We start from the raw sequence: 25826 nt of genomic DNA, 5'->3' as shown, positions 1-25826 counted from the left end.
CCTCCCGGGGGTCACCGCACAAAGTTTCGGGTGCTGGTCTTTGTGATCACCCCATAGCGGACACACGGCGCTCTCCTCCTCCCTGCGCCGGGTGGCAGTCGCAGCGGTCCCTATCCTCCTCCCGGGGGCCGCTGCACAAAGTTTCGGGTGTTGGTCTATGTGATCACCCCATAGCGGACACACGGCGCTCTCCTCCTCCCTGCGCCGGGTGGCAGTCGCAGCGGTCCCTATCCTCCTCCCGGGGGCCGCTGCACAAAGTTTCGGGTGTTGGTCTATGTGATCACCCCATAGCGGACACACGGCGCTCTCCTCCTCCCTGCGCCGGGTGGCAGTCGCAGCGGTCCCTATCCTCCTCCCGGGGGCCGCTGCACAAAGTTTCGGGTGTTGGTCTTTTTGATCACCCCACATCGGATGCCCGGCTCCTCCTCCCTCTGAGCCTGGGCAAGATGGAACGGCGGCGCTCTACCTCCTCCCAGAGTGCCGCCGCTTTCCTTTTCAACTTTCGACTTGGTCTTTTCGGCTTGCAGCTTGGCGGGATGGCGGAAATAGTCCGCCCGAACGGGTTGGCGAAGGGCAAAGAGATGCGTTTATCTATGGTTTCGTCGGCACTTGTTGCGGCTCTGGTCGGCTATGGCAGCACGATTGCCCTGTTGCTTGCTGCGGCCACCGCGCTTGGGGCTACCCCCGCGCAAAGCGCATCCTGGGTATTTGCGATCTGCATTGCCAAAGGTCTGACCAGCGGTTTTTTAAGCTTTTATACACGGATACCGGTTGTTCTGGCCTGGTCTACGCCCGGCTTGGCGCTGATCGCGGCCACCGAGGGAATCACCATGCCCGAGGCAGTGGGCGCCTTTGTGCTTGCGGCGGGGCTGGTGGTGCTAACGGGCGCATGGGGGCCGTTGGGGCGGTTGGTGCAACGTATTCCAGACGGTATCGCCGCCGGCATGTTGGCCGGCGTTTTGCTGCCGTTTTGCTTGCCCGTGACGCGCGCGATTGAAAGCCTGCCACAGCTTGTACTGCCTATGGTGGCGGTATTTGTTCTGGTCCGTTTAAAGAGCCCGGCCTTTGCGGTTCTGGCGACTTTGGTCACCGGCATTGTCCTTGCGTTCGGCCTTGGGTTGGCCGCCCTGCCCCCCCTTGCCGCAAGCTTGCCGCAGCCGACACTGATCCTCCCCGAGTTCCGCGCCTCGGTTCTTATCGGGCTTGGCCTGCCGCTGTATCTGGTGACCATGGCTTCGCAAAACCTGCCCGGCTTTGCCGTGTTGCGGGCAGCGGGTTATACGCCACCCGTGCAACCTGCACTGCTTGGCACAGGCTTTGCGTCGATGGTGTCTGCGCTTTGGGGGGCCTCTACGATCAGCATGGCGGCGATTACAGCAGCGATCTGTTTGGGCGAAGATACGCATCCAGACCACAGCCAGCGTTGGCGCGTGGGCCTTGCCTATGGCGGAGTGTGGCTGCTGCTCGGCCTGTTCAGCCCGCTGGTCATTCCTGTGCTGGGGGCTTTGCCACCTGCCCTGATTGCGGCGCTGGTTGGTCTTGCGCTGCTCGGCCCGTTGATGGGGGCCGCGACAGGTGCGTTTTCCCATGCCGATCAACGCTTTGCGGGCTTGGCAACAATGGTGACAACGGCGTCCTCGGTGCCATTCTTTGGCGTGGGCGCTGCGTTTTGGGGGCTGCTTGCCGGCCTGGTCATCTATGCATTGGAGCAATTTGCCAAAAAGGGCTGATGCCTGATTTCATCTTGGCCCAAATACCTAAAACCCTTTGCCACCTGTCAAAACGGCAAGTCATGCGCCTGATCGGCCGCCACAACATAACCGGCCACGACCTTTTTAGATCCAGCCTTATCGAAAGCCACATCCAGTTTATCGCCTTCAATCGCGTCAATCGTGCCGTAGCCGAATTTCTGGTGAAACACCCGATCGCCTTTCGTAAAGGAGGACACGGCTGCAAGGTCAATGGTTGTGCCTTTCGCCTCACGCGGTTGCGACATGCGTTGGGCGCTGCGGTCTTGCATGCGCCGCCAACCGGGCGAGTTATAGACATCGGCCTTCGCCGCACGTTCCTCAATTTTCGGCGCGGGTGCTGCGGCGCCATATCCGCCGCCGTAAAGGCCCGGCGGCGTTAGGATATCAACGTGATCTATTGGCAGCTCATCAATGAACCGGCTGGGCAGCTGGCTTTGCCATTGGCCGTAAACGCGGCGGTTGGAGGCAAAGGAAATGGTACAAATTTCCTCGGCCCGCGTGATGCCGACATAGGCGAGGCGGCGCTCTTCCTCTAGCCCCTTGGTGCCGGATTCGTCCATGCTGCGCTGGCTGGGGAACAGGCCATCTTCCCAGCCCGGCAAAAACACGGCTGGAAATTCAAGGCCTTTGGCGGCGTGCAGCGTCATGATGCTGACTTTGGCGCCCTGTTCTTCGGTTTCATTTTCCATAATCAGGCTGACATGTTCCAAAAACCCTTGCAGGTTGTCGAAATTGTCCAGCGCCTTGACCAGTTCTTTCAGGTTTTCCAACCGCCCTGCGGCCTCGGGAGATTTATCGTTTTGCCACATTGCCGTATAGCCGGACTCTTCCAAGATCGTCTCGGCAAGTTCGACATGGTTGTAATCGGGTTTTAGCGTCGCCTGATGCCAGCGGGCCATGCCATCGCAAAACGCGCGCAACTGGCCTGCGCCTTTGCCGCCGATGTCGCCATCGGCCAGCAAATCGCGTGCGCCATCCAGCAGGCGCATGCCCCCTGCCCGCGCCACGCGTTGAATGTTTTGCTGGGCCTTGTCACCAAGCCCGCGCTTGGGGGTGTTGATCACCCGCTCAAAGGCCAAGTCATCATCGGGCGAAACCGCAAGCCGGAAATAGGACATCGCGTCGCGAATTTCCAAGCGTTCATAAAAGCGCGGGCCGCCGATCACGCGGTAGGGCAAGCCGATGGTCAGAAAGCGGTCTTCAAAGGCACGCATCTGGTGCGACGCGCGGACCAGAATTACCATATCATCAAGCGAAAAGGATTTAGGAACTGGAATGTTATCGAGTCCCGCAGAACCTAACACATTTGCTCGCTGCAGGTTTAAGTTGTAAATGTCACTTTCAGGGTCTGTTGAGCGCTTACCGTTCTTTGCGATACGCTCAGCTTCCTGAGCCACAGTAACCGAACGAACATTATGGCGACGCCTCGCAATTGATGATTCCCCATTGTTGAGTGAGATTAACTCATCACCGATCCAGCGCGCCTCTTCCTCACCATCCCAATGGCCGATCAGGCGGACTTTCTCGCCCGTTTCAGCCTCGGTCCACAGGGTTTTACCCAAACGGCCCGCGTTGCCCGCGATCACGGATGATGCGGCCGCAAGGATATGGGGGGTCGAGCGATAGTTTTGTTCGAGCCGCACAACCTCAGCGCCGGGGAAATCTTTTTCGAACCGCAGAATGTTGCCCACCTCGGCCCCGCGCCAGCCATAGATCGACTGGTCATCATCGCCGACGCAGCAGATGTTTTTATGCGATTGGGCCAGCAGGCGCAGCCACAGGTATTGGGCCACGTTGGTATCTTGGTATTCATCGACAAGGATATATTTGAACCAGCGTTGATATTGCTGCAAAATATCGGGGTGGGCCTGAAAGATGGTCACGCAATGCAGCAGCAAATCGCCAAAATCGGTGGCGTTCAGGGTGCGCAGACGTTCTTGATATTGCTGGTACAGTTCGGTCCCGCGGTTGTTATAGGCGGCGGCCTCGGACGCGGGCACCTTTTCGGGTGTCCAGGCGCGGTTTTTCCACGCATCAATGATGCCCGCCAACATCTTGGGCGGCCAGCGTTTTTCGTCAATCTCGTTGGCGGCCACAAGTTGCTTTAGCAGGCGCAGTTGGTCGTCGGTATCCAGAATGGTGAAATTCGATTTCAACCCCGCCAATTCGGCATGGCGGCGCAGGATTTTCACCGAGATCGAGTGGAACGTGCCCATCCACGCGAGGCCCGCATCCGAGCCGCCCATCAGCTTGGCCACCCGCAGTTTCATTTCGCGGGCGGCCTTGTTGGTGAAGGTCACGGCCAAAATCTCATTCGGGCGGGCGCGGGCGGTGTTTAGCAGATGCACGATGCGGCTGGTCAGCGCCTTGGTTTTGCCCGTCCCTGCCCCTGCGAGCATCAGAACAGGGCCATCCAACGCCTCAACCGCCGCACGTTGGGCGGGGTTCAGATCATCGAGATAGGGCGTAGGCCGCGCGGCCATGGCACGTTGCGAAAGCGGCACGGGGCGTGCTGCGGCCTCAAAGGCGTCATTTTCATCAAAACCGTTCATGCCCCCAAGTTAACGCCAGATCGCGCAAAGGGGAAGCACTGTTCTTGTATTGTTCATTATTTTGATACGGGATCGTGGCGCGCGGGGTATTGCTGGCGCATCCCTTCGGAATAACGGGCAAATAGCCGCGAAAATGCAAAAATGTCGTCATCGGACCAGTCGGCAAACAGCCGCAGGGTGCGGGCCCATTTGGCGTCAAGAAAGGCGTTCAGCAGCGCTTGGGCCTGTTCGGTTGGCGCCAGAATCGAGCGGCGACCATCATTTTGGCTGGCACCGCGCAAGATCAGGCCCCGGTCAACCAGATCGGCGGCGATACGGCTGGCGCGTGAGGGGTCGAGGCAGAGTTCCTCGGCCAACAGGCCCACGGTCGGTTCGGTTGGTTCGGTACGGCCAAAGCCGCTGCGAATGCGCATGATCGCGGAGAGCGCGTGGAATTGTGTGGCCTCTAGCCCTGCGTCCAGCTCTTCCATCAGGCTTTGCGGCACGTCGCCTTTCATGATGCGGCGCATGTATTGGAATTGCTCGGCCTCGAGCACCAGCAACGCGTCGGCGACATCATTCGACAGGCCTGCGGCACGCAGATGCGGCAGCACGCGGTCTTGGTAAGATTGGGGCAAGTTGGTTTTCGGATCTTCCATGGGCATCGCATTGCGCCATTCGCATAGGCCTGTCAACTGCCTGCCTTTCACATTTATGTGCGGTTGACATATATCTGTGATAGGCATAGCGGATTGTCACCTGCGACATAGTGACCAAACGGAGTGCCTCATGGCCAAAACCCTTTCCCCGCCCCCACCCGAGACCCAATCGATCAAGCTGGTGATTGGCTCGGTTGCCGTGCTGTTGCTGCTGGCCGCTTTGGACCAGACGATTGTTTCGACCGCGCTGCCGACGATCGTTGCCGATCTGGGCGGGTTGGAGCATCTGTCTTGGGTGGTGACGGCGTATATTCTGGCCTCGACCATTGCCGCGCCTTTGTATGGCAAGCTGGGGGATTTATACGGGCGGCGGGCGATGGTTTTTGTGTCGGTCGGGCTGTTTTTGATCGGGTCTACGCTGTGCGGCATCGCGCAATCGATGGAGTTTTTGATTGTGGCGCGGGCTTTGCAGGGCCTTGGGGGTGGCGGGCTGTTTGTGCTGGCGCTGTCGGTGATTGGCGATGTGATTCCGCCGCGGGATCGGGGTAAAATTCAAGGCGTGTTTGCGGCGGTGTTCTCGCTGTCTTCGGTTTTGGGGCCGCTTTTGGGCGGTTGGTTTGTTGATGCGCTAAGCTGGCACTGGATTTTCTTTATCAACCTGCCGTTGGGGGCCTTGGCGGTGGCGGGGTTTGCGATCGGGTTTTCGCCCACAGGCAACCGCGCAAAACACCGGATTGACTGGGCGGGGGCTGCCACACTTACGCTGGCATTGGGCAGCTTGACGCTGATGACCAGCCTTGGCGGGCGCAGTTTTGGCTGGGGTTCGGCGCCTGCCTTGGGGTTGATTGCGCTTTGCGTTCTGTCCACGGTGTCATTCATCGCCATTGAGCGCCGCGCGGCCGAGCCAATTTTGCCGCTGTCCTTGTTCAAGCAGAATGTTTTTGTTTTCACCAGCATCATCGGCTTTGTCGTTGGGGCGGTTTTGTTCGGGGCGGTGACGTTTTTGCCGCTGTATTTGCAGATTGCCAAAGGGATCAGCCCCACAGCTTCGGGGTTGATGCTGGTGCCGATGACGGCGGGGATCGTGGTTGCCTCGACCGGCGCAGGGCAGTTTATGGGCCGCACCGGGCGCTACCGGATTTTGCCGATGATCGGCACGGTTCTGGCGCTGCTGGGCAGCCTGCTGCTGACGCAGATTGACCGTGGTACCGGCACGCTGGCCTTTGGCGCCTCGATTGCGGTTCTGGGCCTTGGGCTGGGGTGCATTTTCCCTGTGGTGATGACGGCTGTGCAAAATGCGGTACCGCGCGCGCAACTGGGTACGGCCACGGCGGCGAGTGTGATGTTTCGCCAAATTGGCGGGTCGCTTGCTGTGGCGGTGTTTGGCGCGGTTTTCTCGGCGCGCATGGCCGATGTGTTGGGGGATAAGGCGACCGAGCTGGGGGGCGAGATTGGCCCGCGGATTATGGCCACGCTGTCCCCTGCCCTACAAGAAACTGTGGCCAGTGCGATTGTCACCGCGATCAACCCGATTTTCTGGGTCACGGCCACGATGGCATTGCTGGCTTTCGGCTTTTCGCTGCTGTTGGCCGAGGTGCCGCTGACAAACCGGATGGTTCCAAAAGGCGAATAATTCGGGCGATTGGTTGCGCAAACAGGGTAAAACGGGAAAATCGCCCGTTTTACCCGATTTCTTTCATAAATGTTTCAAAAAAATGCAAAGGGTCTATTGCGCTGCGGTGCGGCGCGCCTAAAGTGCGCCCAAACTTATTCTATGGGAGTGACCGACATGGCCGAATTCCGCAAAATTCTGATTGCAAACCGGGGCGAGATAGCCATCCGCGTGATGCGCGCCGCCAATGAGATGGGCAAAAAGACCGTTGCGGTTTACGCCGAAGAGGACAAGCTGGGCCTGCACCGGTTCAAGGCCGACGAGGCCTACCGGATTGGCGAAGGCCTGTCGCCGGTTGGGGCCTATCTGAGCATCCCCGAGATTATTCGCGTGGCGAAGATGTCGGGGGCAGATGCCATTCACCCCGGCTATGGTTTGTTGTCGGAAAACCCTGATTTTGTTGATGCTTGCGATGCGGCGGGGATTACCTTTATCGGCCCCAAAGCCGAAACCATGCGCGCACTGGGCGACAAGGCCAGCGCCCGCCGTGTGGCGGTTGAGGCCGGCGTGCCGGTTATTCCGGCGACCGATGTGCTGGGCGATGACATGGCGGTGATCAAGGCGCAGGCCGCCGAGGTTGGCTATCCGCTGATGCTCAAGGCGTCTTGGGGCGGTGGTGGCCGCGGGATGCGCCCGATCGCGTCCGAATCCGAACTGGCCGATAAAGTGCGCGAAGGTCGGCGCGAGGCCGAAGCCGCCTTTGGCAATGGCGAGGGTTTTCTGGAAAAGATGATCACCCGCGCCCGCCACGTTGAGGTGCAGATTCTGGGCGACAAGCATGGCGAGATTTACCACCTTTATGAGCGTGACTGCTCGGTCCAGCGCCGCAACCAAAAGGTGGTTGAACGTGCCCCTGCCCCTTATCTGACCGATGCGCAGCGCGCCGAAGTGTGCGAATTGGGCCGCAAGATCTGCGCCCATGTCGGCTATGAATGTGCAGGCACTGTTGAATTCCTGATGGATATGAACGACGACAAGTTCTATTTCATCGAGGTGAACCCGCGCGTTCAGGTGGAACATACCGTCACCGAAGAAGTCACCGGCATTGACATTGTGCAGGCGCAAATCCGTATTGCCGAGGGCAAGACGCTGGCCGAGGCCACAGGTGCAGCATCGCAAGCCGATGTGAAACTGTCGGGCCATGCGCTGCAATGCCGCGTGACAACCGAAGACCCGCAGAACAACTTTATCCCCGACTATGGCCGTTTGACGGCGTATCGTTCGGCCACGGGTATGGGCATTCGCCTTGATGGTGGCACCGCCTATGCGGGCGGCGTGATCACGCGCTATTATGACAGCTTGTTGGTGAAAGTAACTGCGTGGGCGCAGACCCCCGAAAAGGCGATTGCGCGGATGGACCGCGCGCTGCGCGAGTTTCGTATTCGCGGGGTTTCGACCAACATCGCATTCGTAGAAAACCTGCTGAAGCATCCGACATTTCTGGATGACACCTATACCACCAAGTTCATCGACACGACGCCCGAGCTGATGGATTTTAAAAAGCGCCGCGACCGTGCGACGAAAATCCTGACCTATATCGCTGATATTACGGTGAACGGGCATCCTGAAACCGCCGGTCGCCCACTGCCTGCTGCCGATATTCGGGTGCCAAAGCCGCCTGCCCTGCGTGCCGAGCCGCAGATGGGCACGCGCAACCTGCTGGAACAAAAAGGCCCGCAGGCTGTGGCCGACTGGATGAAAGCGCAGTCGAAACTGCTGATCACCGACACCACGATGCGCGATGGCCACCAATCGCTGCTGGCGACGCGTATGCGCTCGGTCGATATGATCCGCGTGGCACCGGCCTATGCGGCGAACCTTGGCGGGCTGTTCAGCGTTGAATGCTGGGGTGGGGCGACGTTTGACGTGGCCTACCGTTTCTTGCAGGAATGCCCGTGGCAGCGCCTGCGCGACATCCGCGCCGCCATGCCGAATGTGATGACGCAAATGCTGCTGCGTGCCAGCAACGGCGTGGGCTATACCAACTATCCTGACAACGTGGTGCAGGCCTTTGTGAAACAGGCCGCTGAAACCGGCGTTGATGTGTTCCGCGTGTTTGACAGCCTGAACTGGGTCGAAAACATGCGCGTCGCGATGGATGCGGTGGTTGAGGCGAATAAGGTCTGCGAAGGCACGATTTGCTATACCGGCGATATGCTGAACCCCGACCGCGCCAAGTATAACCTGAAATACTATGTCGCTATGGGTAAGGAATTGAAGGCCGGCGGCGCGCATATTCTGGGCCTGAAAGATATGGCTGGCCTGTTGAAACCAGCCGCTGCCCGTGTGCTGGTTAAGGCGCTGAAAGAGGAGGTCGGTTTGCCGATCCACTTCCACACGCATGACACGGCAGGGATTGCCTGTGCGACGATTCTGGCCGCTGCCGAGGCAGGTGTGGATGCGGTGGATTGCGCGATGGATGCGCTGTCGGGCAACACCTCGCAGGCCACACTTGGCACGATTGTCGAGGCGTTGCGCCATACCGACCGCGATACCGGCCTTGATATTGGCGCGATCCGCGAGATTTCCAACTATTGGGAAGGCGTGCGCGCGCATTATGCCGCGTTCGAATCCGGCCTGCAGGCGCCTGCTTCTGAAGTATACCTGCACGAAATGCCCGGCGGCCAGTTTACCAACCTGAAGGCGCAAGCGCGCTCATTGGGCCTCGAGGAACGCTGGCATGAGGTGGCGCAGACCTATGCCGATGTGAACCAGATGTTTGGTGACATTGTAAAGGTAACGCCATCGTCCAAAGTGGTCGGCGATATGGCCTTGATGATGGTGGCGCAAGGTTTGAACCGCGCGCAGGTCGAAGACCCCAAGGTTGACGTGGTCTTCCCCGATTCCGTGATCGACATGCTAAAGGGCAACCTTGGGCAACCGCATGGTGGCTGGCCAGAAGGTATCTTGAAAAAGGTGCTGAAAGGCGAGCCTGCCAATACCGAGCGCCCCGGTGCCCATCTGCCGCCCGTTGATTTTGACAGTGTGCGCGCCAAACTCGCCGCCGATCTGGCCAAAGGCGCCGAGGAACCGGATGAGGAAACCGTGGATGAGGAAGACCTGAACGGGTATCTGATGTACCCCAAGGTGTTCATGGATTACCGCACCCGTCACCGCCTATATGGCCCTGTACGCACTTTGCCCACGCGGACCTTCTTTTACGGGATGGACGCAGGTGAGGAAATCAGCGCCGAGATTGACCACGGCAAGACGCTGGAAATCCGCCTGCAAGCGGTCAGCGAAGTGGCCGATGACGGCAACGTAAAAGTGTTCTTTGAATTGAACGGCCAGCCGCGCGTGATCCGCGTGCCGAACCGTGCGATCAAGGCCAAAACCGCAGCCAAACCCAAGGCCGAAGATGGCAACTCGGCCCATATCGGCGCGCCGATGCCGGGCTCGATTGCCAGCGTTGGGGTGACGGTTGGCCAAAAGGTGAATGCGGGTGATTTGTTGCTGACGATTGAGGCAATGAAGATGGAAACCGGCCTGCATGCAGACCGCGCCGCAGTGGTCAAAGCGGTGCATGTGACGCCTGGTATGCAGATCGACGCCAAGGATTTGCTGATCGAGCTGGAATAAAACCGGCCCAGATAGATAGGGGCGCGCGGTTCACCCTGCGCGCCCTTTTTCATGCGCACAGGAACCCGCAAGAAACGGGTCGCCGGATTGGCGGGCAAGCCTTTAGAAACGGGGCTTCATTCAAACGGAGTTTGCCATGCGCTTTCAGATCCACGCTTTGCCCGCCCAAGACTTTTCGGCGCTGTTTGCTTTGCCCGATGATGAGCTGGCGCAGCGCAATGCCTGCCGTGTGGTCGTGACGGAATGCCCCGGCACACCCTGCCGCATCAGCCTTGCCGATGCCGAGATCGGTGAAACCGTGCTGCTGCTGAACTATCAGCACCAGAGCGCGCAAAGCCCCTATCAGGCCAGCCATGCGATCTTTGTGCGCCAAGGCGTGGCCGAGGCCAAACCCGCCGTGAATGAGGTGCCTTTGGCCATTCAGTCACGGCTTATTTCACTGCGGTTGTTTGACCAGAACCATATGATGGTCAACGCGGATGTGGTGCAGGGCACCGCTCTGGCGCAGGCGCTAATGGCGGCGTTTGCCGATCCTGCTGTCAGCTACGCACATCTGCACTATGCCAAGCCCGGCTGCTATGCCGCGCGGGTTACGCGGGTGGCCTGATATCAACGGCAGGCAACGCTTAGGATGGGATCTTGCCGGATTCGACTGCTGCGGCCAGTTCTTCCATGCTGATCTCACCGTTATGGTTGGTATCGGCCGCGCGGAAGTTTTCATCTGTGATGGTTGGAAAGGCGACTGCAAGCTCGGCCATGGAATAGCCGCCACTGCCGTCACTGTCGACTGCCATGGCCTGCGCCTGTGCTTGCGCGGCCGCCAAGACCAAAAGCGCGGTCAGGCCAAAAATCGAAGTCTTCATGGTTCAATCTCCTAAACCGTTCGGCGAAGGCACAGACCTAAGCCGGTGCCTTGTCAATATTGTGGCGCATGGGAAACCCCGTCAGGCGCAACAGCAACAGCGTATTATTTCTTTTTCACAAATTCCGTCAAGATGACGATCCGCTGACCTTCGACGCGGCCTTCGATATGGGCGGCGTTGTCAGCAACCAGCGAAATACTGCGCACGGCTGTGCCCCGCTTGGCGGTAAAACCGCCACCTTTGACCGGCAGATCCTTGATCAGCACCACAGTATCGCCCGCAGCCAGCACTGCGCCGTTGCTGTCACGGTGTTCAACTGCTGCGGGAGCATCAACCACGGCCTGAACTTCGGGCAGCAGCATCATGGCATCGCGGGCCTCGGTGGCCCATGCCTCATCCAAAGACCGCAGGCGGCGCCAGACGGCATATTGCACAGCCGGTTCTTGTGACCATGCCGCCCCTTCGAGGCAACGCCAGTGGCCCGCGCTATCAGGGCGATCACCGCGACACACAGCACATAGAACGATGGGGCCAAGCGGCGCCACCTCGACCCCGGCCAGCCGTTCATTCGCGCCGCAAAATTCGCACACACCGCCACTGCGGGCCAGAAGATCATCCAAAGTCATTGCACCGGCTCCTATCCGCTTTGGTATGGCATAGGCGGCGGCTGCGGTTTTGGCAATGGCCCCCAGGCCAGGCGGCGTGTGGTGCAAAAAACAGCAAAAAAAATTGAAAAGCCGCATTTTCCCTCTTGCAGAGGCGGCGCGGTGTTTATACATCCTGCTTCACCAAAACGGTGCGGGCGTAGCTCAGGGGTAGAGCATAACCTTGCCAAGGTTAGGGTCGGGCGTTCGAATCGCCTCGCCCGCTCCATTTTGGTAAAATGCGAAAACCGCGATAAAGGCCTCCATTCTTGGGGGCCTTTTCGGTTTTCAGGGCCAATTTGAACGGGCACCAATCGCGGAAAACGCTACCATTCATCTGGCCTTCATCCGGATTTGTGCCGCTGCGAAACCTGCCGCAACGGCGCAAGGCAAGGCCTTACAGCATCCCTGGCACAACCTGATCTGGCGGGCGGTGGCCATCGGCGAAGGTCTTGATATTGATGATGACTTTCTCGCCCATTTCGGCGCGGCCTTCGACGGTGGCCGACCCCATATGCGGCAACAGCACGACATTTGGCAGTTCGCGCAGGCGGGGGTTTACCTCATGCCCATGTTCAAACACGTCAAGGCCGGCACCTGCGATTTCACCTGCGCGCAAGCCTCGTGTCAGGGCGTTTTCATCGATCACCTCGCCGCGAGAGGTGTTCACGATCACCGCAGTGGGTTTAAGCAACTTTAGCCGCCGCGCGTTCATCAGATGAAAGGTCGAAGGCGTGTGCGGGCAGTTGATCGAGATCACATCCATCCGGCTGACCATCTGGTCAAGGCTTTCCCAATAGGTCGCATCAAGCGCCTGTTCGATTTCGGGGCGCAGGCGTTTGCGGTTGTGATAGTGGATCTGCATGCCAAAGGCCGCTGCGCGACGCGCCACCGCCTGACCAATGCGGCCCATGCCCAGAATACCAAGCCGCCGCCCGCCGATGCGCCCGCCAAGATGCGCCATCGGCGACCACCCCTGCCATCGGCCGGCCTGCATTTCGGCAAGCCCTTCGGGGATTTTACGGGTGACGGCAAGGATCAGCGCCAGCGTCATATCAGCAGTATCATCTGTAACCACACCCGGCGTGTTCGACACAAGGATACCGCGCTGGCGGGCGGTGGCCACATCGATATGGTCAATCCCTGCCCCGTAATTGGCGATCAGTTTCAGCTTATCACCTGCTTGGGCCAGCAAGTTCGCATCGATCTGGTCCGTCACACAAGGCACCAGAACATCAGCCCCGCGCATGGCGGCGGCCAGCTCTTCGCGGCTCATGCGGGTATCAGGATCGCGCAGCTGCACATCGAACAGCTCCTTCATGCGCGTTTCAACCGTTTCCGGCAGGCGGCGTGTCACAACAACACTAAGGCGTGGTGCAGGCATGAAAACTCCCCGATTCACTTTCAAATCTTCCTCATTAATGGCAAAGTGACGGTAAGCGGGGCGAGGTACAAGCCCCCGAACGCGATGGATGGGCAACAAAGACGGTTAGTCGCGGCAGAATGCCGTGATCGCAATATGACGGGCGGACAGGTAAATGCAGGTATCGGTGGCAAGAACGGCAGCAATGGCAATGGGGCTGGTTGCTTTAGTGGCAGGGATGGCGGCGGCGCAAGACATGCCCGCCGACGATACGGATGATTTGTCGCGTGGGGCAGTCACCAACCTGCCGCTGCCGCGCTATGTGTCGCTAAAGACCAACGAGGGCAATGCCCGGCGCGGGCCCGGCCTGACGCATCGTATCGATTGGGTGTTCAGCCGGGCGGGTATGCCGCTGCGGGTGACGGCAGAATATGAAAACTGGCGGCGGATCGAGGATGCCGAAGGCGTCGGCGGCTGGGTGCATTATTCCTTGCTATCTGGCACGCGGAGCATTCTGGTCACTGCCGCCATGCTGGATTTACACTCGGTCCCCTTGCCCGATGCCCCCGTGGTGTTGCGCGCCGAGGCGGGCGTGATCGGGCGGGTTTTGGAATGCAAACCCGATTGGTGCCGATTGAACATCAACGGCGAAAAAGGCTGGGCCCCGAAAACCGACTTTTGGGGGGTAGACCCCGAGGAGAGTTTCGAATAATCGCCCCGCTCACCCTTCGGCATTGGCCGGGAAAGGCATAGGATGCCCGCGCAAAACCCAACACGCCTAAACCTGTCGGCGGGCCTCGCATCGGTGCTGGTCGCGGGGCTTTTGGTTGCGCTGAAACTCTGGGCGCTGGGGGAAACCGGTGCGCTGTCCGTGGCGGCGTCATTGGCCGATAGCGCAATGGACCTGATGGTCAGCCTTGGCGCAATGGCCGCCATTTTCTATGCCGCGCGCCCGCCGGATGAAGACCATGTCTTCGGTCATAATTCAGCCGAAGACCTTGCCGCCTTGGGGCAATCGCTGTTCATCCTGATCTCGGCAGGGGTTATCACATGGGCTGCCGTATCGCGCTTGATCACGGCACGGCCCGAACGGCTGATGGCCGAAGGCGTGGGCATTCTGGCAATGGTACTGTCGATTTTGCTGACGCTGGCACTGATCGTCTGGCAAACCCGCGTGGCACGGCTAACCGGCAACAAGGTGGTCAAGGCCGACCGGCTGCATTATCTGGGCGACCTTTTGCCCAACCTCGGCGCGATTGCCTCGCTTTGGGCCTCTAGCCGCTTTGGCTTGATCCAGATTGACAGCATCATGGCGCTGGCCGCCGCAGGGATGCTGGCAATTGGCGCGCTGAAAATCGGCAAAGGCGCGTGGGATGCACTGATGGACCGCGCAGCAGACCCTGCCTTGATCGAAGGCATCGCCACGCTGGCCCGCGAATGGCCAGGGGTCCATGGCTTCCATGACCTGAAAACCCGTATGGCCGGCAGCAAGGTTTTCGTGCATTTGCATATCGAACTGGACGGCGATCTGACGCTGCGCGAGGCGCATGATATCGGCGCGGGCCTGCGCCGCACGATCCTGCTCGCCTATCCACAAACCGATGTGATCATTCACAAAGATGTCGCCAGGCTTTGAAGCATACACAGAAATCCTGCGTGTCTTAACATAGCTTTAACCCGGAGATGCAACACTTCATCAAAGTCCAAAACAACGGGGTTGAAGATGGGGTTCGAAAATTCCGATTTGCTGCTGCATAAACTGACGCGCAAGTTGGGCCTGCCGCTGGATCAATTTATCCGCGATGGCAAACTTCCCGACGATATTGCTGCCAATATGGCCCGAAATTGCGAAAGCTGCGCCGCACCTGCCCGGTGTGAGAGCTTTGTTTCCGAGCAGCCCGAGACAATCGCCGCACCCCCAAGCTTTTGCGTAAATTGCCGCCTTCTGACCTTTCTAGGCAAAACACTCTGCTCTAACAGCTGACCCTTCATTCTCTTTGGTCAAAATATCCCGGGGGCAGAGTTTGGCTTTTGGCCAAACTCGCTTGGGGGCAGCGCCCCCAACGCCCGCAGGGCAATATAAATGGCTTGCGCGCCTGCGCGCTCCGCTGCATTACGCCACCCGCGATGGAACACGGTTTTCAAACCAGCGAAAGGCCAAAACAATAAGCCCCGTGATGACCATATAAACCACTGCCAGCAACAACAATGGCTCATACACGATAAACGTATCCTGCCGCACGCGGCTTGCTACGGCATAGATATCAACAACGGTGATTGTCGCCACCAGCGGCGTGGCCTTTAGCTGCAACACGGTTTCACCGCCCAAGGTCGGTAATGCCCGCTGAATGGCCAGTGGCAGCCAGATCCGGCGCAGGATGGTCAAACGCGGCATACCCATAGCGCGCGCGGCCTCTAGCTGCCCACCGGCCACCCCTTTGAACGCACCGCGCATCACCTCGCCTTCATATCCGGCAAAACTGATGGTCAGCGCGAACACGGCATAGGGCCAGGCTTGGCGCAAATAGGGCCAGAGCTCGGACTGGCGAATGGCAGGGAATTGCGGGAACAGCGATCCAAGCCCATAATACAACAGCCAAAGCTGCAGCAGCAGCGGCGTGCCGCGAATAACCGTACAAAAGACGCGGGCCGGGCCGGCAAGGTACCACGGGCCAGCCGCCTGCGCCAATCCCAGTGGAATCGCCAGCAAAAACCCCAGCACCGAGGTCACAGCCAACAGCCAAAGCGTGCGCCAGATGCCTTCGCCGATCAGCGGCAAATATTTGGGCAACCAGTCCCAGCGCAAAAACAGCACGCACAGCACCACAATCGCCGCCCCGAACATCGCGAGTACGATACGGTGGGTTTGCCAGAACTTGGGCGTATCGCTCTGGCTCATTGCCCTGCCCCGTGGTTGCGCTGGCCACGGCGGGCCCATTTTTCAATCCGGCCAAAAATCACGCCCGACAACAGCGTCACCAGCAAATACAAAATCCCGGCCGCGAGGAAAAACGTCAGAAACGCTTTGGTCGAAGACGCCGCCTGCCGTGTTTGCAAGGTCAGCTCGGCAAAGCCGACGATAGCCAGAAGCGCCGTATCTTTGGTTGCAATCAGCCACAGATTGGCCAATCCCGGAATGGCGTTTGACAGCATCAGGGGCAAAGTGATGCGCCACGCGGTTTTCAAAGGTGGCATACCCATCGCCTTTGCGGCCTCTAGCTGGCCGGCAGGCACGGCCATGATCGCACCGCGGATCACCTCGACCGAATAGGCGCCTTGCACCACCCCGAGAACCGCAATCCCTGCCGCCACACCCGAAACCTGCACCCGCGCATAGCCCATCGCCACCATGCCTTGGTTCACAAGGTCGGTCACCGCGAAATAGAGAATCAGAATCAGCACCAGTTCCGGCACGGCACGGACAACGGTAGTGTAAATCGCCAGCAGATCACGGGTCACCGGCCCGCCGTGCAATTTGCCAAACGCCCCAAAGGTGCCGATCAGCAGCCCAAGCGCATAGGCCCCGAGCGCGATCTGGAGCGAATTTCCCAGACCACGCATCAGGTTCGCACCCCAGCCCGGCGGCTCCCATGCCAGCAGGGCCAGGGTTGGAAACGCATCAAGCAGCGTTTCCATCATGGTTTAACCGCCGTAGATCGACGAAGCGAAATAGGGCGCGGACACTTTTTCATAGGTGCCGTCTGCGACGATCTTTGCGATGGCTGCGTTGAATTTTGCTTTCAAGGCATCATCGCCTTTGCGCAGCCCCACGCCCACACCAAGCCCGAGGATATCTTTGTCATCCGCAACCGCGCCAACGATTTCACAGCAGGCGCCCGCGTCGGTTTTCAAGAACGCATCCAGCGCGATGCTGTCGGCCTGGGTCGCGTCAATGCGGCCGGCCACGAGGTCTTGGTTCGCTTCATCCTGTGTTTGATACAGTTTGATTTCTGCATCCTTGAAATGGGTTTGGGCATAATCCTGATGCACGGTTGAAACCTGAACGCCAAGGATCTTGCCCTTTAGCCCTTCGTCAGTGGGCGCGATGCCCGAGCCTTTGGCCGTCATGACAACGGTTGGCGTGTTGTAGTATTTATCCGAGAAATCAATCGTCTGCATACGGTCAGCCGTGATCGACATCGACGCCATGATTGCATCAATCTGGCCCGAGGTCAGCGACGGGATGATGCCATCCCAAGCGACTGGCGTAATTACGCAGTCCAGCTCGGCGGCCTTGCAAACAGCGCCGATCATATCAACCTCCCAGCCGACCCAGTTACCGGCGGCGTCAGGGGAGGCAAAGGGCGGATAGGGTTCCGACGCAATGCCGACCTTGATGGTTTCGGCCATAGCGGCTGTGCCAAGTGACAGGACGGCAATCGTCGTAAGCATAAGGTTTTTCATATTTTTCATCTCCTTGTTGGTATTTTCTCCGGATTTTATCCGGTATTGTTATGCCGGATGGTTGTTATCCGACGGTTTGTAGAAACTGTTTCAGCCGTTCGGATTGCGGGTTGCCGAACAGGGTTTCGGGTGGGCCCTCCTCTTCAATCACGCCGTTGTGCAGATAGATGACGTGGCTGGCGACTTCGCGTGCGAATTTCATTTCATGCGTCACCAGAATCATCGTGCGCCCTTCGGCAGCCAGATCGCGGATTACGCCCAGCACCTCGCCCACCAGCTCGGGGTCAAGCGCCGAGGTAGGTTCGTCAAACAGCATGGCGCGCGGCTCGATCGCCAGCGCACGGGCGATGGCGGCGCGTTGCTGCTGGCCGCCCGACATGAACGCGGGGTAAACATCGGCCTTTTCCGACAATCCCACACGCGCTAGCAGGGTTTGGGCGCGCGCAATGGCCTGCGCTTTGGGGGTGCCAAGAACGTGGACAGGCACCTCGATAAGGTTTTCCAGCACGGTTTTATGGCTCCACAGGTTGAACTGTTGGAAAACCATGCCAAGGCTTTGGCGTAGATGTTCTATTTGTTTGCGGTTCGCGGGTTGGCCGTCAGGACGCAGCGCCACCTCTTCGCCGCCAATCACGATACGGCCGGAGGTGGGGGTTTCAAGAAAGTTGATACAGCGCAGCATCGTCGATTTGCCAGACCCCGAACCGCCGATGATCGCAACCACATCGCCTTGGCGCGCGGTCAGGTTGACGCCCTTCAGCACCTCAAGATTGCCAAAGGATTTATGCAGCCCCTCAATATGGATTGCCTCGGGGCGGGTATCGGCTTGCGTCTGGTTTGCTTGAGTAATCATCGCGCCATCATCATTTCTTCATTGCAGTAAGACCGCCATCGGGTAATTATGCAAGCGTATAATTATATGCCCTGCCCAGAAAGTAGCCCTGTGACCGGAGATCGCCGCAAATTCAGCCGCCAGAATGAGGACGCGCGCCGCAGCGCCCTGATTGACGCGGCGATAGACCTTGTTGCCGATGGCGGGCCTGCCAAAGCCACGGTACGGGCGATTGCCGAGCAGGCAGGTGTAACGCCGGGGCTGATACGGCACTATTTTTCCACCAAAGAGGCATTGATGCGGGCCGCCTATGCCCAAGTGATGGACGGAATGACCGAAGCCAGCCTTGCGGTGCTGGCCACCGCCCCCGACCGGCCCGAAGCGCGTTTGGCGCTGTTTGTTGCAGCCAGCCTGCGCGCGCCGGTGGTTGACGGCCGCGCGATGGGGTTATGGGCGGGTTTCCTGCACCAGATGCGGCAAGACGAAGAAATGCGGGCGGCGCATGAGGCGGGCTATTTGCACTATCGCGATCTGCTGCAAGGCTTGATTGCCGAATTGCCGCGCGCGGTTGTGGGGGCGCGTTTGCGGGCCGATGCGATTGCCTGCAACGCGGTGATTGACGGGCTATGGCTGGAAGGCTCGGCCCTGCCCCATGCCTTTGCGGTGGGAGAGTTGGAACAGATTGGCCTGCAAGCCGTGGGCGCGATTTTGGGTTTGGATTTGGCGGCACAGATGCCGGAAAAGGATAAGTAATATGCGATATGCAGCAGTGACCGAACGTCTGGCAGGGCTTGGCGGGGCGAAATGGGCGGTGCATGCGCGGGCGCGGGCGCTAAAGGCCGCCGGGCAAGAGGTGATCGAGCTGACCATCGGCGAGCCGGATGTCGCGACCCCGCCCGAACTGATGGCGATTGCCGCGAAATCCATGCTGGCGGGGCGCACCGGCTATTCCAACGGTCAGGGCGAACCCGGGTTGTTGCGGGCCTTGGCGGCGCGCTACACCGCGCGGCGCGGGCGCGAGATTTCGCCCAGTCAGATCATGTGCTTTCCCGGCACGCAGACCACGCTTTACGCGGTATTGATGGGCCTGCTTGGGCCGGGGGATGAGGTGCTGGTTGGCGACCCGATGTACGCGACCTATGAAGGGTTGGTCGCTGCGACGGGCGCGAAAATGGTGCCGGTGCCACTGCTGGCCAATGCGGGTTTTCGCATTCGGGCGGCAGATATTGCTGACCGTATCACCCCCGCCACCCGCGTTATCTTTTTGAATTCGCCGCATAATCCAACGGGGGCTGTGCTGACGCGACAGGACTTTGCCGAAATTGGCGCCTTGGCCCGTGCGCATGACCTGTGGATCCTGTGTGACGAGGTGTATGAGGATTTGGTGTTTGAGGGCGTTACCTTTGCCTCGCCGCTTGATCTGCCCGATCTGGCCGAGCGGGTTATTGTGGCGTCGAGCATTTCCAAAAGCCATGCCGCCCCCGGTTTTCGCTCGGGGTGGTGCGTGGGGCCCGAGGAATTTATCAAACGCCTGCTGCCGCTGTCGGAAACCATGCTGTTTGGCAACCAACCCTTTATCGCGGATATGACGGCGCAGGCGATTGCCGATGGCTCGCCCGTGTCTGCCGGTATGGCGCAGCGCTTTGCCCGCCGTGCGCAGTTGGTGCGCGACCGGTTGGACGGCGTGGCGGGGATGCGGGTGCACTTGCCCGATGCGGGGATGTTTGCGTTGGTCGATGTGGGCGCGGTGGCGGAAGATGGGCAGGCATTCGCCTTGGCGCTGCTGGAAAACGCAGGCGTGGCGGTGATGCCGGGTGCGTCTTTTGGTGTGGCGTTGCGCAGCTGGCTGCGGCTGAGTTTGACCCAGCCCGACGAAGTGATTGAGGAAGCCTGCCGCCGGATTGCGGCATATGCTGCGGAGTACAAGCCATGAAAACAGTTGGACATGCCCTGACCGAAGGGTTGCGTGCGCGGGGTGTCGATGTGGTGTTCGGCATCCCCGGTGTGCATACGATCGAGCTCTATCGCGGGTTGTCGGGGTCTGGCATCCGCCATGTGACGCCGCGCCACGAACAGGGTGCGGGCTTTATGGCCGATGGGTATGCGCGGGTTTCGGGCAAGCCGGGTGTGGCCTTTGTGATTACCGGACCGGGGCTGACCAATGCGCTGACAGCAATGGCGCAGGCCAAGGCCGATTCGGTGCCAATGCTGGTGATTTCGGGGGTGAACCGGCGGGCCAGTTTGGGCCAAGGGCTTGGTTTACTGCATGAATTGCCCGATCAGGCGGGGTTGGTACGCGCGCTTTGCCCCAGTTTTCAGGTGACATCGCCCGACACGTTGGACCGCTGTTTGAACATGGCCTTTGCCGCGATGCTGGGCGGGCGGCCCGGCCCTGTGCATATCGAGGTGCCGACCGATGTGATGGGCATGCACGCAGCAGAGGCGGCCGCGCCGATAGCCGTTCGCATCGCCCCACCCGCGCCAGAGCAGGTGCAGCAAGCGGCAGGCCTGTTGAACCGCGCCAAGCGAGTTGTCATTCTGGCAGGCGGCGGCGCGCGTCATGCGGGGGCTGCGGTGCAGGCGCTGGCCGAGGCGCTGGATGCGCCGGTGGTGCAAACCACGAATGGTCGGGGTGTGATTGCGGGGCCGCTGTCAGTTGCCGCCTCGCCCAGTCTTGAAGCGGTACGGATGCTGATCGCGGGGGCCGATCAGCTGCTGGCGATTGGCACAGAATTGGGGCCAACTGATTATGATATGTATGTGCGCGGCGGCTTGCCAGATATGGAAGGGATGATCCGCATTGATTTGTGCCCGCTGCAACTGGCGCGGCATCCGCTGGCTATCGGCTTGCGGGCCGATGCGGCTGCGGCCTGCGCGGCACTGTCGGCACAAGTGACCGCGCGCAAGTCGGATGGTGCGGCACGGGCGGCAACCGCGATGGCCGCCGCGCGGGCCGAGGTGGCGGATTTGGGTGCCGAGATGCCCAACCAGATTGCCATGCTAGAGGCACTGCGCAATGCCGTGCCGGGTGCGATTGTGGTCGGTGACAGCACGCAACCAGTGTATGCGGGCAACCTGCTTTATAGCCACGACCGCGCGGGTGGCTGGTTTAACGCTGCCACCGGTTTCGGCGCACTCGGCTTTGCCCCCGGTGCGGCCGTAGGGGCAGCGCTGGCCACGGATGCGCGGGTGTTTTGCCTGATCGGCGATGGCGGTTTGCAATTCTCGCCTGCCGAATTGCGGGTCGCGGTGGATGAGGGTTTGGACATCACCTATCTGGTCTGGAACAACGCAGGCTATGGCGAGATTGCAGCCGCCATGCGGGCCGCCAACACCGAGGTGATCGGCTGCACGCCATCGCCTTTGGGGCTTGAGGCCTTTGCTGCGGCCTGTGGAATGGATTACGCCTGCATCAGGCCCGAACCAGAGGCTATGGCTGGGGCCGTCACCGAACCGGGGCCGCGGCTTGTAGAAATTCGTGCCTATTGACCGAAAAACGCCTGCGCAACCCTTTGGTCGCGCAGGCGTTTTGTATCAGGTTTCAACCGTTTCCGGTGCATCCACCGTTTTGGATTTGCCGATTTGCGGCGGCACGGCATTGGCCTGCGGGCGGGCAATCTCTATCCGGCGGGGTTTTAATGCCTCGGGCATTTCGCGCACCAGTTCGATATGCAACATGCCAAGTTCATGCACGGCCCCTGTGACGCGCATGTGATCGGCCAGTGCAAAGCGGCGTTCAAAGGCGCGAGTGGCAATGCCACGGTGCAGGTACTGGCCTGGCTTGGCGTCATCGGTTTTGCGGGCCGCGATGACCAGCGTGGCCTCTTTCACCTCGACCGACAATTCGTCAGGTGAAAAGCCGGCGACAGCAACGGAAATGCGATACGCATTTTCGTCTGTTTTTTCAATGTTATAAGGCGGGTAGCTGGGCTGGGTGACATCTGAGGTCAAGGCCCTATCCATCATATCGGCAATGCGGTCAAAGCCGACCGTGGCGCGATAAAGCGGGGTAAAATCGTAGTTACGCATATCATCCTCCGTAAAGCGATGCGTTAGCGGCCCTCCTTTGCGCTGGACGGGCCGGTTAGGTTTGGCCGGGCCCAAACGAGGCACCCGGTTAACCAAATTTGGGAAGGGACAAAGCCGTTTTCAAGGGCTTTGCATCAAACGGCTGTGCTTCACGGGTTTTGGCGGGGTTTGACAAACCGTGCGCCCGTTGTGCCATTTGCGCCCGTATTCACCCCGATCCGGCGGATTTGTGCGCGCGGTGTATCGCCTTTGGCCAAAATCACACCTTTGCCCGTGCGCAGAGCCGTTTTCAGTTCGGCAACCAGATCGGGCAATTGCATGCCATAGGAAATCGCGCCTTCGGCATCACGGTACCCCGAGGAAATGATCGAGACGATTCTGGCGCGCCCCTGCGACAGATCAAACACCGGCGCCCCCGAAGAGCCGTGATCGACATCGCAATCAAAGGCCAAAAGCACGCCGGAACGGCCTTTGATGCTGCAGGCCCGCTGCCATGACAACGTTTCTGCGCGGTCGCGGGCATAGGACACCACGCTGATTTGGGACTCTGCACCCGGAATGGCCACCGCGAAAGGTGCGGCGCGGCCTGCGGGGATAGGCTCGGCCAGTTCCATCAAGGCGACATCATGCGCGATGCTATCGGTGCTGACATCGCCAAAGGGGATAAATGCGGGATGGGCAACGGTGCGGCGCACTTTGGCCGTGGCGATGGATTTATCATCATGCAAACCCGCGCGGAATTGAATCTGCGAAGGCTCATAAGGTTGTTTGCTGCGGCTGTCATAGAGGCAATGCGCCGCGGTTAGCACAAGGTCGGGGGCGATCAACGTGCCTGTGCAAAAGGCCGAAGCCGCCAGATCAATACGGCCCACGGCCTCCCACCCCAGAACCTGATCTCGGCGGCCCAGCGCCTCTAGCGTGGTTGCAGTCTGGCTTTGGGCGGGTAGGCCCAAACCAAGAGACAGCAAAAGCGCAAGCCGCCCGATCATGGTTTTATGAATTTTGCGGTGCTGCCTGCACCGGCTTCCATTGTGCGCAATGCGGGGTCGGATTTTTGGAACGGGCTGCTTTCGGCCTCAAGCGTCGCCCTGAGGGCCTGCAACGGGCCTTGCAAATTCGTGCCAAGGGCGACTGGCGCACCACCGTAATCGGCCTTGGACGACACGACCGAGACCACCCTTGCCACGCCATTATGGATGGAAAAAATCGGCGCCCCGGACGAGCCGAAGTCAACATTGCACGACAAGACCAAAAGCTGGTCTTCTTGGTTCAGGACATGGCAGACCTCTTGCAGGCTGGGCGCCTCGGACCGGTCTTTGGCATAGGAAACCACGCCGACCTCATCGCCTTTATGCGGTGTCAGGTCAGTATCAAAAGGCGCGATAGAGGCCATGCGAATGGGGTGATCCAGTTCCAGCAACGCCAGATCAAAGGAAACGCGGGTCAGTTTGTTGCCGCCGCCATAGACATATTCGGGATGCGCCACCGCCCGTTTCACGCCGCGATAGGCCGCTGCGCGACCATTGCGCCAGCCGGCCAAGAACTCTATTTCCTGCGGATTGATACGCACACCGGTTTTGGCATCAAACAGGCAATGCGCAGCCGTCAGAACCAGATCAGGGGCAATCAGCGCGCCGGTGCAAAAGCTGCGCTTGCCCATGTTCAGGCGGCCCACGGCATCCCAGCCGCGGCTTTGATCGCCGGTATCAAGCCGACGCAGCGCAGATTCCTGGGCATTCGCCGTGGCTTGCAACGCCAAAACCAGTGTCACGCACAGAGTAGCGCGGGACAGGATACCAAGAAAAGCCATCGAACCTCCCATACCTCAGCCTTGGCGATACCGATGCTTTGCGGCCGTATTAAGGCTTTGGCATGATGCACCGCGTTTGTGCAAAAGGCATCATGCTTTCGTCAATGCTGTCGGCTTTGGGCCACCTGTTGCCCAATCCAGCAATTCCACTGTGTGCACAATAGGGATTTGCGTGCCAGACCCGATTTGCATCATGCAGCCAATATTGCCGGCGGCGATGATATCGGGGGTTTTCGCCTCAAGGGTTTTGACCTTGCGCGCCTTGAGTTGCTGGCTGATTTCAGGCTGCAACAGATTGTAGGTGCCTGCCGAGCCGCAACACAAATGGCTGTCGCTGGGTTCCACCACTGTGAATCCGGCGCGTTTCAGCAGGTCTTTGGGATAGGTCTTGATCTGCTGGCCATGCTGCAAGCTGCAGGCCGCGTGATAGGCGACTTTGATCCCCTTATCCGCGCCTTCCGGCAGGCCGATTTTCACCAGCAATTCGGAAATATCCATCGCCAAGGCCGAAACCACCGCCGCATCATCGGCAAGGGGGTCATTGCGAAACATATGGCCGTAATCCTTGACGGTCGTGCCGCAACCCGAAGTGTTGATGACCACCGCATCAAGGCCGCCCGCACGTTTCTCGGCCATCCAGGCATTGATATTGGCCGCGGCCGACGCATGCGATTGGTCGGCCTTGCCCATGTGATGGGTCAGCGCGCCGCAACAGCCCATCCCCTTGGCAACCACCACTTCGCAGCCAAGACGGCGCAGAATGCGGATCGTCGCGTCATTGATATCGGTGTTCAGCGCCTTTTGCGCGCATCCCGTCATCAGTGCCACACGAAACTTGCGCGGGCCTTGCGGGGCAAAGCTTTGCGGATCGTCGTTGCGGCTGACGGGCGGGATGGTTTTCGGGGCCATTTCCAACATCGCCCGCAGCCGCGCATCAGGCATCAAAAACGCCAAAGGCCGCCCAAGCTTTGCCCCCAGCAGGGCGAGCCGAAACCGCGTTGGGTGCGGGATAATCTGCGCAAGCGTCCAACGCAGCAAGCGGTCCATCAACGGGCGCTTGTAGGTTTTCTCGATATATTCGCGTGCGGTATCAACCAGATGCATGTAATGCACGCCGCTAGGGCAAGTGGTCATGCAGGCAAGGCAGGACAAGCAGCGGTCAATATGCTTGACCGTTTTGGCATCGGCAGGCCGCCCCTTTTCCAGCATATCCTTGATCAGGTAAATCCGGCCGCGCGGGCTATCCAACTCATCTCCCAACACCTGATAGGTTGGGCAAGTTGCTGTGCAAAACCCGCAGTGGACGCAGGTGCGCAATATCTCATTGGCGCGTTTGGTTGCGGGGTCTTTCAGCTGTTCGGGGGTGAATGTAGTTTGCATCTTAGGCTCCGAGGCTGAACATGATGGCGGCAAGGGCAGCTAAAGGCAAAGCCCCCAGCAAAGCGATATAATGGGCGGCAGCAAGGCGCGGCCCGGCCAGCCAGCGCAGCGCCTGGGCAAGTGCCGCAAGCCCGACCCCGCCAAGCGCCAGTATCCGTAAATTGCCCAAACCGGGCGCAGCAACAAATGCCGCCGCAATCATCGCCCCTGCGACGACCAAACCCAACAGGGCGGGTTTGCCTTTGGGCAAAACGGCGAGTGACGGGTAGATCACCAATGGCAGGCCAAGAACTAACAAACTGGTCATGG

General features: G+C 59.7%; 24 protein-coding genes and 1 tRNA gene. 11 read left to right on the top strand and 14 right to left on the bottom strand.

What is annotated here, in order from left to right:
• Positions 1-581 precede the first annotated feature (581 nt).
• Complete coding sequence (locus AKU79_RS18750) at positions 582-1730, top strand: benzoate/H(+) symporter BenE family transporter (protein ID WP_050525129.1); 1149 nt, start codon at positions 582-584, stop codon at positions 1728-1730.
• A gap of 47 nt (positions 1731-1777) precedes the next feature.
• Here the strand turns inward: AKU79_RS18750 and AKU79_RS18745 are convergent, their stop codons facing one another.
• Together AKU79_RS18745 and AKU79_RS18740 are read right to left on the bottom strand one after the other, a co-directional pair.
• Positions 1778-4303: an ATP-dependent helicase gene (locus tag AKU79_RS18745; RefSeq protein WP_050525103.1), complete on the bottom strand. Its 2526-nt coding sequence runs from the start codon at positions 4301-4303 to the stop codon at positions 1778-1780.
• A gap of 56 nt (positions 4304-4359) precedes the next feature.
• Positions 4360-4941 carry a MarR family winged helix-turn-helix transcriptional regulator gene (locus AKU79_RS18740; protein WP_050525102.1) on the bottom strand — a complete coding sequence of 194 codons (582 nt, stop codon included), beginning with the start codon at positions 4939-4941 and terminating at the stop codon, positions 4360-4362.
• A 130-nt stretch (positions 4942-5071) separates the two neighbouring features.
• On the opposite strand from AKU79_RS18740, the gene AKU79_RS18735 reads away from it, so the two are divergent.
• From AKU79_RS18735 to AKU79_RS18725, 3 genes are all read left to right on the top strand, one after another.
• Positions 5072-6574, top strand: a complete 1503-nt coding sequence (locus tag AKU79_RS18735) for an MDR family MFS transporter (protein ID WP_050525101.1) — start codon at positions 5072-5074, stop codon at positions 6572-6574.
• 156 nt (positions 6575-6730) lie between these two features.
• Entirely contained in the window at positions 6731-10192 is a 3462-nt protein-coding gene (locus AKU79_RS18730; RefSeq protein ID WP_050525128.1) for a pyruvate carboxylase, read from the top strand.
• A gap of 136 nt (positions 10193-10328) precedes the next feature.
• Positions 10329-10799: a DUF1203 domain-containing protein gene (locus AKU79_RS18725; protein WP_050525100.1), complete on the top strand. Its 471-nt coding sequence runs from the start codon at positions 10329-10331 to the stop codon at positions 10797-10799.
• Positions 10800-10818: 19 nt separating this feature from the next.
• On the opposite strand, the gene AKU79_RS18720 is transcribed toward AKU79_RS18725, so the two are convergent.
• Positions 10819-11055: an EF-hand domain-containing protein gene (locus tag AKU79_RS18720; RefSeq protein WP_050525099.1), complete on the bottom strand. Its 237-nt coding sequence runs from the start codon at positions 11053-11055 to the stop codon at positions 10819-10821.
• A 104-nt stretch (positions 11056-11159) separates the two neighbouring features.
• Positions 11160-11681 (bottom strand): PhnA domain-containing protein, encoded by a 522-nt coding sequence (locus AKU79_RS18715; protein WP_050525127.1) that lies wholly within the window; start codon positions 11679-11681, stop codon positions 11160-11162.
• A gap of 172 nt (positions 11682-11853) precedes the next feature.
• Here AKU79_RS18715 and AKU79_RS18710 point away from each other — a divergent pair.
• A tRNA-Gly gene (locus tag AKU79_RS18710) sits at positions 11854-11928 on the top strand.
• 168 nt (positions 11929-12096) lie between these two features.
• Here AKU79_RS18710 and AKU79_RS18705 read toward each other — a convergent pair.
• The gene (locus AKU79_RS18705) at positions 12097-13083 is read right to left on the bottom strand and encodes a 2-hydroxyacid dehydrogenase (protein WP_050525098.1); all 987 of its coding nucleotides are present in this window, start codon (positions 13081-13083) and stop codon (positions 12097-12099) included.
• A 154-nt stretch (positions 13084-13237) separates the two neighbouring features.
• Here AKU79_RS18705 and AKU79_RS18700 point away from each other — a divergent pair, with 154 nt between their 5' ends.
• The 3 genes from AKU79_RS18700 (at position 13238) to AKU79_RS18690 (ending at position 15046) form a co-directional block, all read left to right on the top strand.
• Entirely contained in the window at positions 13238-13774 is a 537-nt protein-coding gene (locus tag AKU79_RS18700; protein WP_050525097.1) for an SH3 domain-containing protein, read from the top strand.
• Positions 13775-13816: 42 nt separating this feature from the next.
• On the top strand, positions 13817-14698 hold the full coding sequence (locus tag AKU79_RS18695) for a cation diffusion facilitator family transporter (RefSeq protein ID WP_050525096.1): 882 nt from the start codon (positions 13817-13819) through the stop codon (positions 14696-14698).
• A gap of 87 nt (positions 14699-14785) precedes the next feature.
• On the top strand, positions 14786-15046 hold the full coding sequence (locus AKU79_RS18690; protein ID WP_050525095.1) for a DUF6455 family protein: 261 nt from the start codon (positions 14786-14788) through the stop codon (positions 15044-15046).
• A 129-nt stretch (positions 15047-15175) separates the two neighbouring features.
• Here the strand turns inward: AKU79_RS18690 and AKU79_RS18685 are convergent, their stop codons facing one another.
• The 4 genes from AKU79_RS18685 to AKU79_RS18670 form a co-directional block, all read right to left on the bottom strand.
• Positions 15176-15961: an ABC transporter permease gene (locus AKU79_RS18685; protein ID WP_050525094.1), complete on the bottom strand. Its 786-nt coding sequence runs from the start codon at positions 15959-15961 to the stop codon at positions 15176-15178.
• The gene (locus AKU79_RS18680) at positions 15958-16698 is read right to left on the bottom strand and encodes an ABC transporter permease (RefSeq protein WP_050525126.1); all 741 of its coding nucleotides are present in this window, start codon (positions 16696-16698) and stop codon (positions 15958-15960) included. The genes AKU79_RS18685 and AKU79_RS18680 overlap by 4 nt, the downstream gene beginning before the upstream one ends.
• A 6-nt stretch (positions 16699-16704) precedes the next feature.
• Positions 16705-17466, bottom strand: a complete 762-nt coding sequence (locus AKU79_RS18675; protein ID WP_050525125.1) for a transporter substrate-binding domain-containing protein — start codon at positions 17464-17466, stop codon at positions 16705-16707.
• Positions 17467-17530: 64 nt separating this feature from the next.
• Positions 17531-18319, bottom strand: a complete 789-nt coding sequence (locus AKU79_RS18670) for an ABC transporter ATP-binding protein (protein ID WP_050525093.1) — start codon at positions 18317-18319, stop codon at positions 17531-17533.
• Between the two features lie 90 nt (positions 18320-18409).
• On the opposite strand from AKU79_RS18670, the gene AKU79_RS18665 reads away from it, so the two are divergent.
• The 3 genes from AKU79_RS18665 to AKU79_RS18655 are packed head-to-tail and all read left to right on the top strand — an operon-like array spanning position 18410 to position 21787.
• Positions 18410-19051, top strand: coding sequence for a TetR/AcrR family transcriptional regulator (locus tag AKU79_RS18665; protein ID WP_082224129.1), 642 nt, complete (start codon positions 18410-18412; stop codon positions 19049-19051).
• Position 19052: 1 nt separating this feature from the next.
• Positions 19053-20231: a pyridoxal phosphate-dependent aminotransferase gene (locus AKU79_RS18660; protein ID WP_050525091.1), complete on the top strand. Its 1179-nt coding sequence runs from the start codon at positions 19053-19055 to the stop codon at positions 20229-20231.
• Positions 20228-21787 carry a 5-guanidino-2-oxopentanoate decarboxylase gene (locus AKU79_RS18655; protein WP_050525090.1) on the top strand — a complete coding sequence of 520 codons (1560 nt, stop codon included), beginning with the start codon at positions 20228-20230 and terminating at the stop codon, positions 21785-21787. Before AKU79_RS18660 ends, AKU79_RS18655 begins: the two co-directional genes overlap by 4 nt.
• A gap of 45 nt (positions 21788-21832) precedes the next feature.
• Here AKU79_RS18655 and AKU79_RS18650 read toward each other — a convergent pair whose 3' ends face one another.
• The 5 genes from AKU79_RS18650 to AKU79_RS18630 form a co-directional block, all read right to left on the bottom strand.
• Positions 21833-22327 carry an Hsp20 family protein gene (locus AKU79_RS18650; RefSeq protein WP_050525124.1) on the bottom strand — a complete coding sequence of 165 codons (495 nt, stop codon included), beginning with the start codon at positions 22325-22327 and terminating at the stop codon, positions 21833-21835.
• 149 nt (positions 22328-22476) lie between these two features.
• Entirely contained in the window at positions 22477-23316 is an 840-nt protein-coding gene (locus tag AKU79_RS18645; protein WP_050525089.1) for a trypsin-like serine peptidase, read from the bottom strand.
• Positions 23313-24137 carry a trypsin-like serine peptidase gene (locus tag AKU79_RS18640; protein ID WP_050525123.1) on the bottom strand — a complete coding sequence of 275 codons (825 nt, stop codon included), beginning with the start codon at positions 24135-24137 and terminating at the stop codon, positions 23313-23315. Before AKU79_RS18640 ends, AKU79_RS18645 begins: the two co-directional genes overlap by 4 nt.
• A 90-nt stretch (positions 24138-24227) precedes the next feature.
• Positions 24228-25517: a glycolate oxidase subunit GlcF gene (gene glcF, locus AKU79_RS18635; RefSeq protein WP_050525088.1), complete on the bottom strand. Its 1290-nt coding sequence runs from the start codon at positions 25515-25517 to the stop codon at positions 24228-24230.
• Position 25518: 1 nt separating this feature from the next.
• Positions 25519-25824: a hypothetical protein gene (locus AKU79_RS18630; RefSeq protein WP_050525087.1), complete on the bottom strand. Its 306-nt coding sequence runs from the start codon at positions 25822-25824 to the stop codon at positions 25519-25521.
• Positions 25825-25826: the final 2 nt, after the last annotated feature.

The organism is Pseudorhodobacter wandonensis (assembly GCF_001202035.1).
GTDB lineage: Bacteria > Pseudomonadota > Alphaproteobacteria > Rhodobacterales > Rhodobacteraceae > Pseudorhodobacter > Pseudorhodobacter wandonensis.
This window is presented reverse-complemented; position numbering and strand designations above follow the sequence as displayed.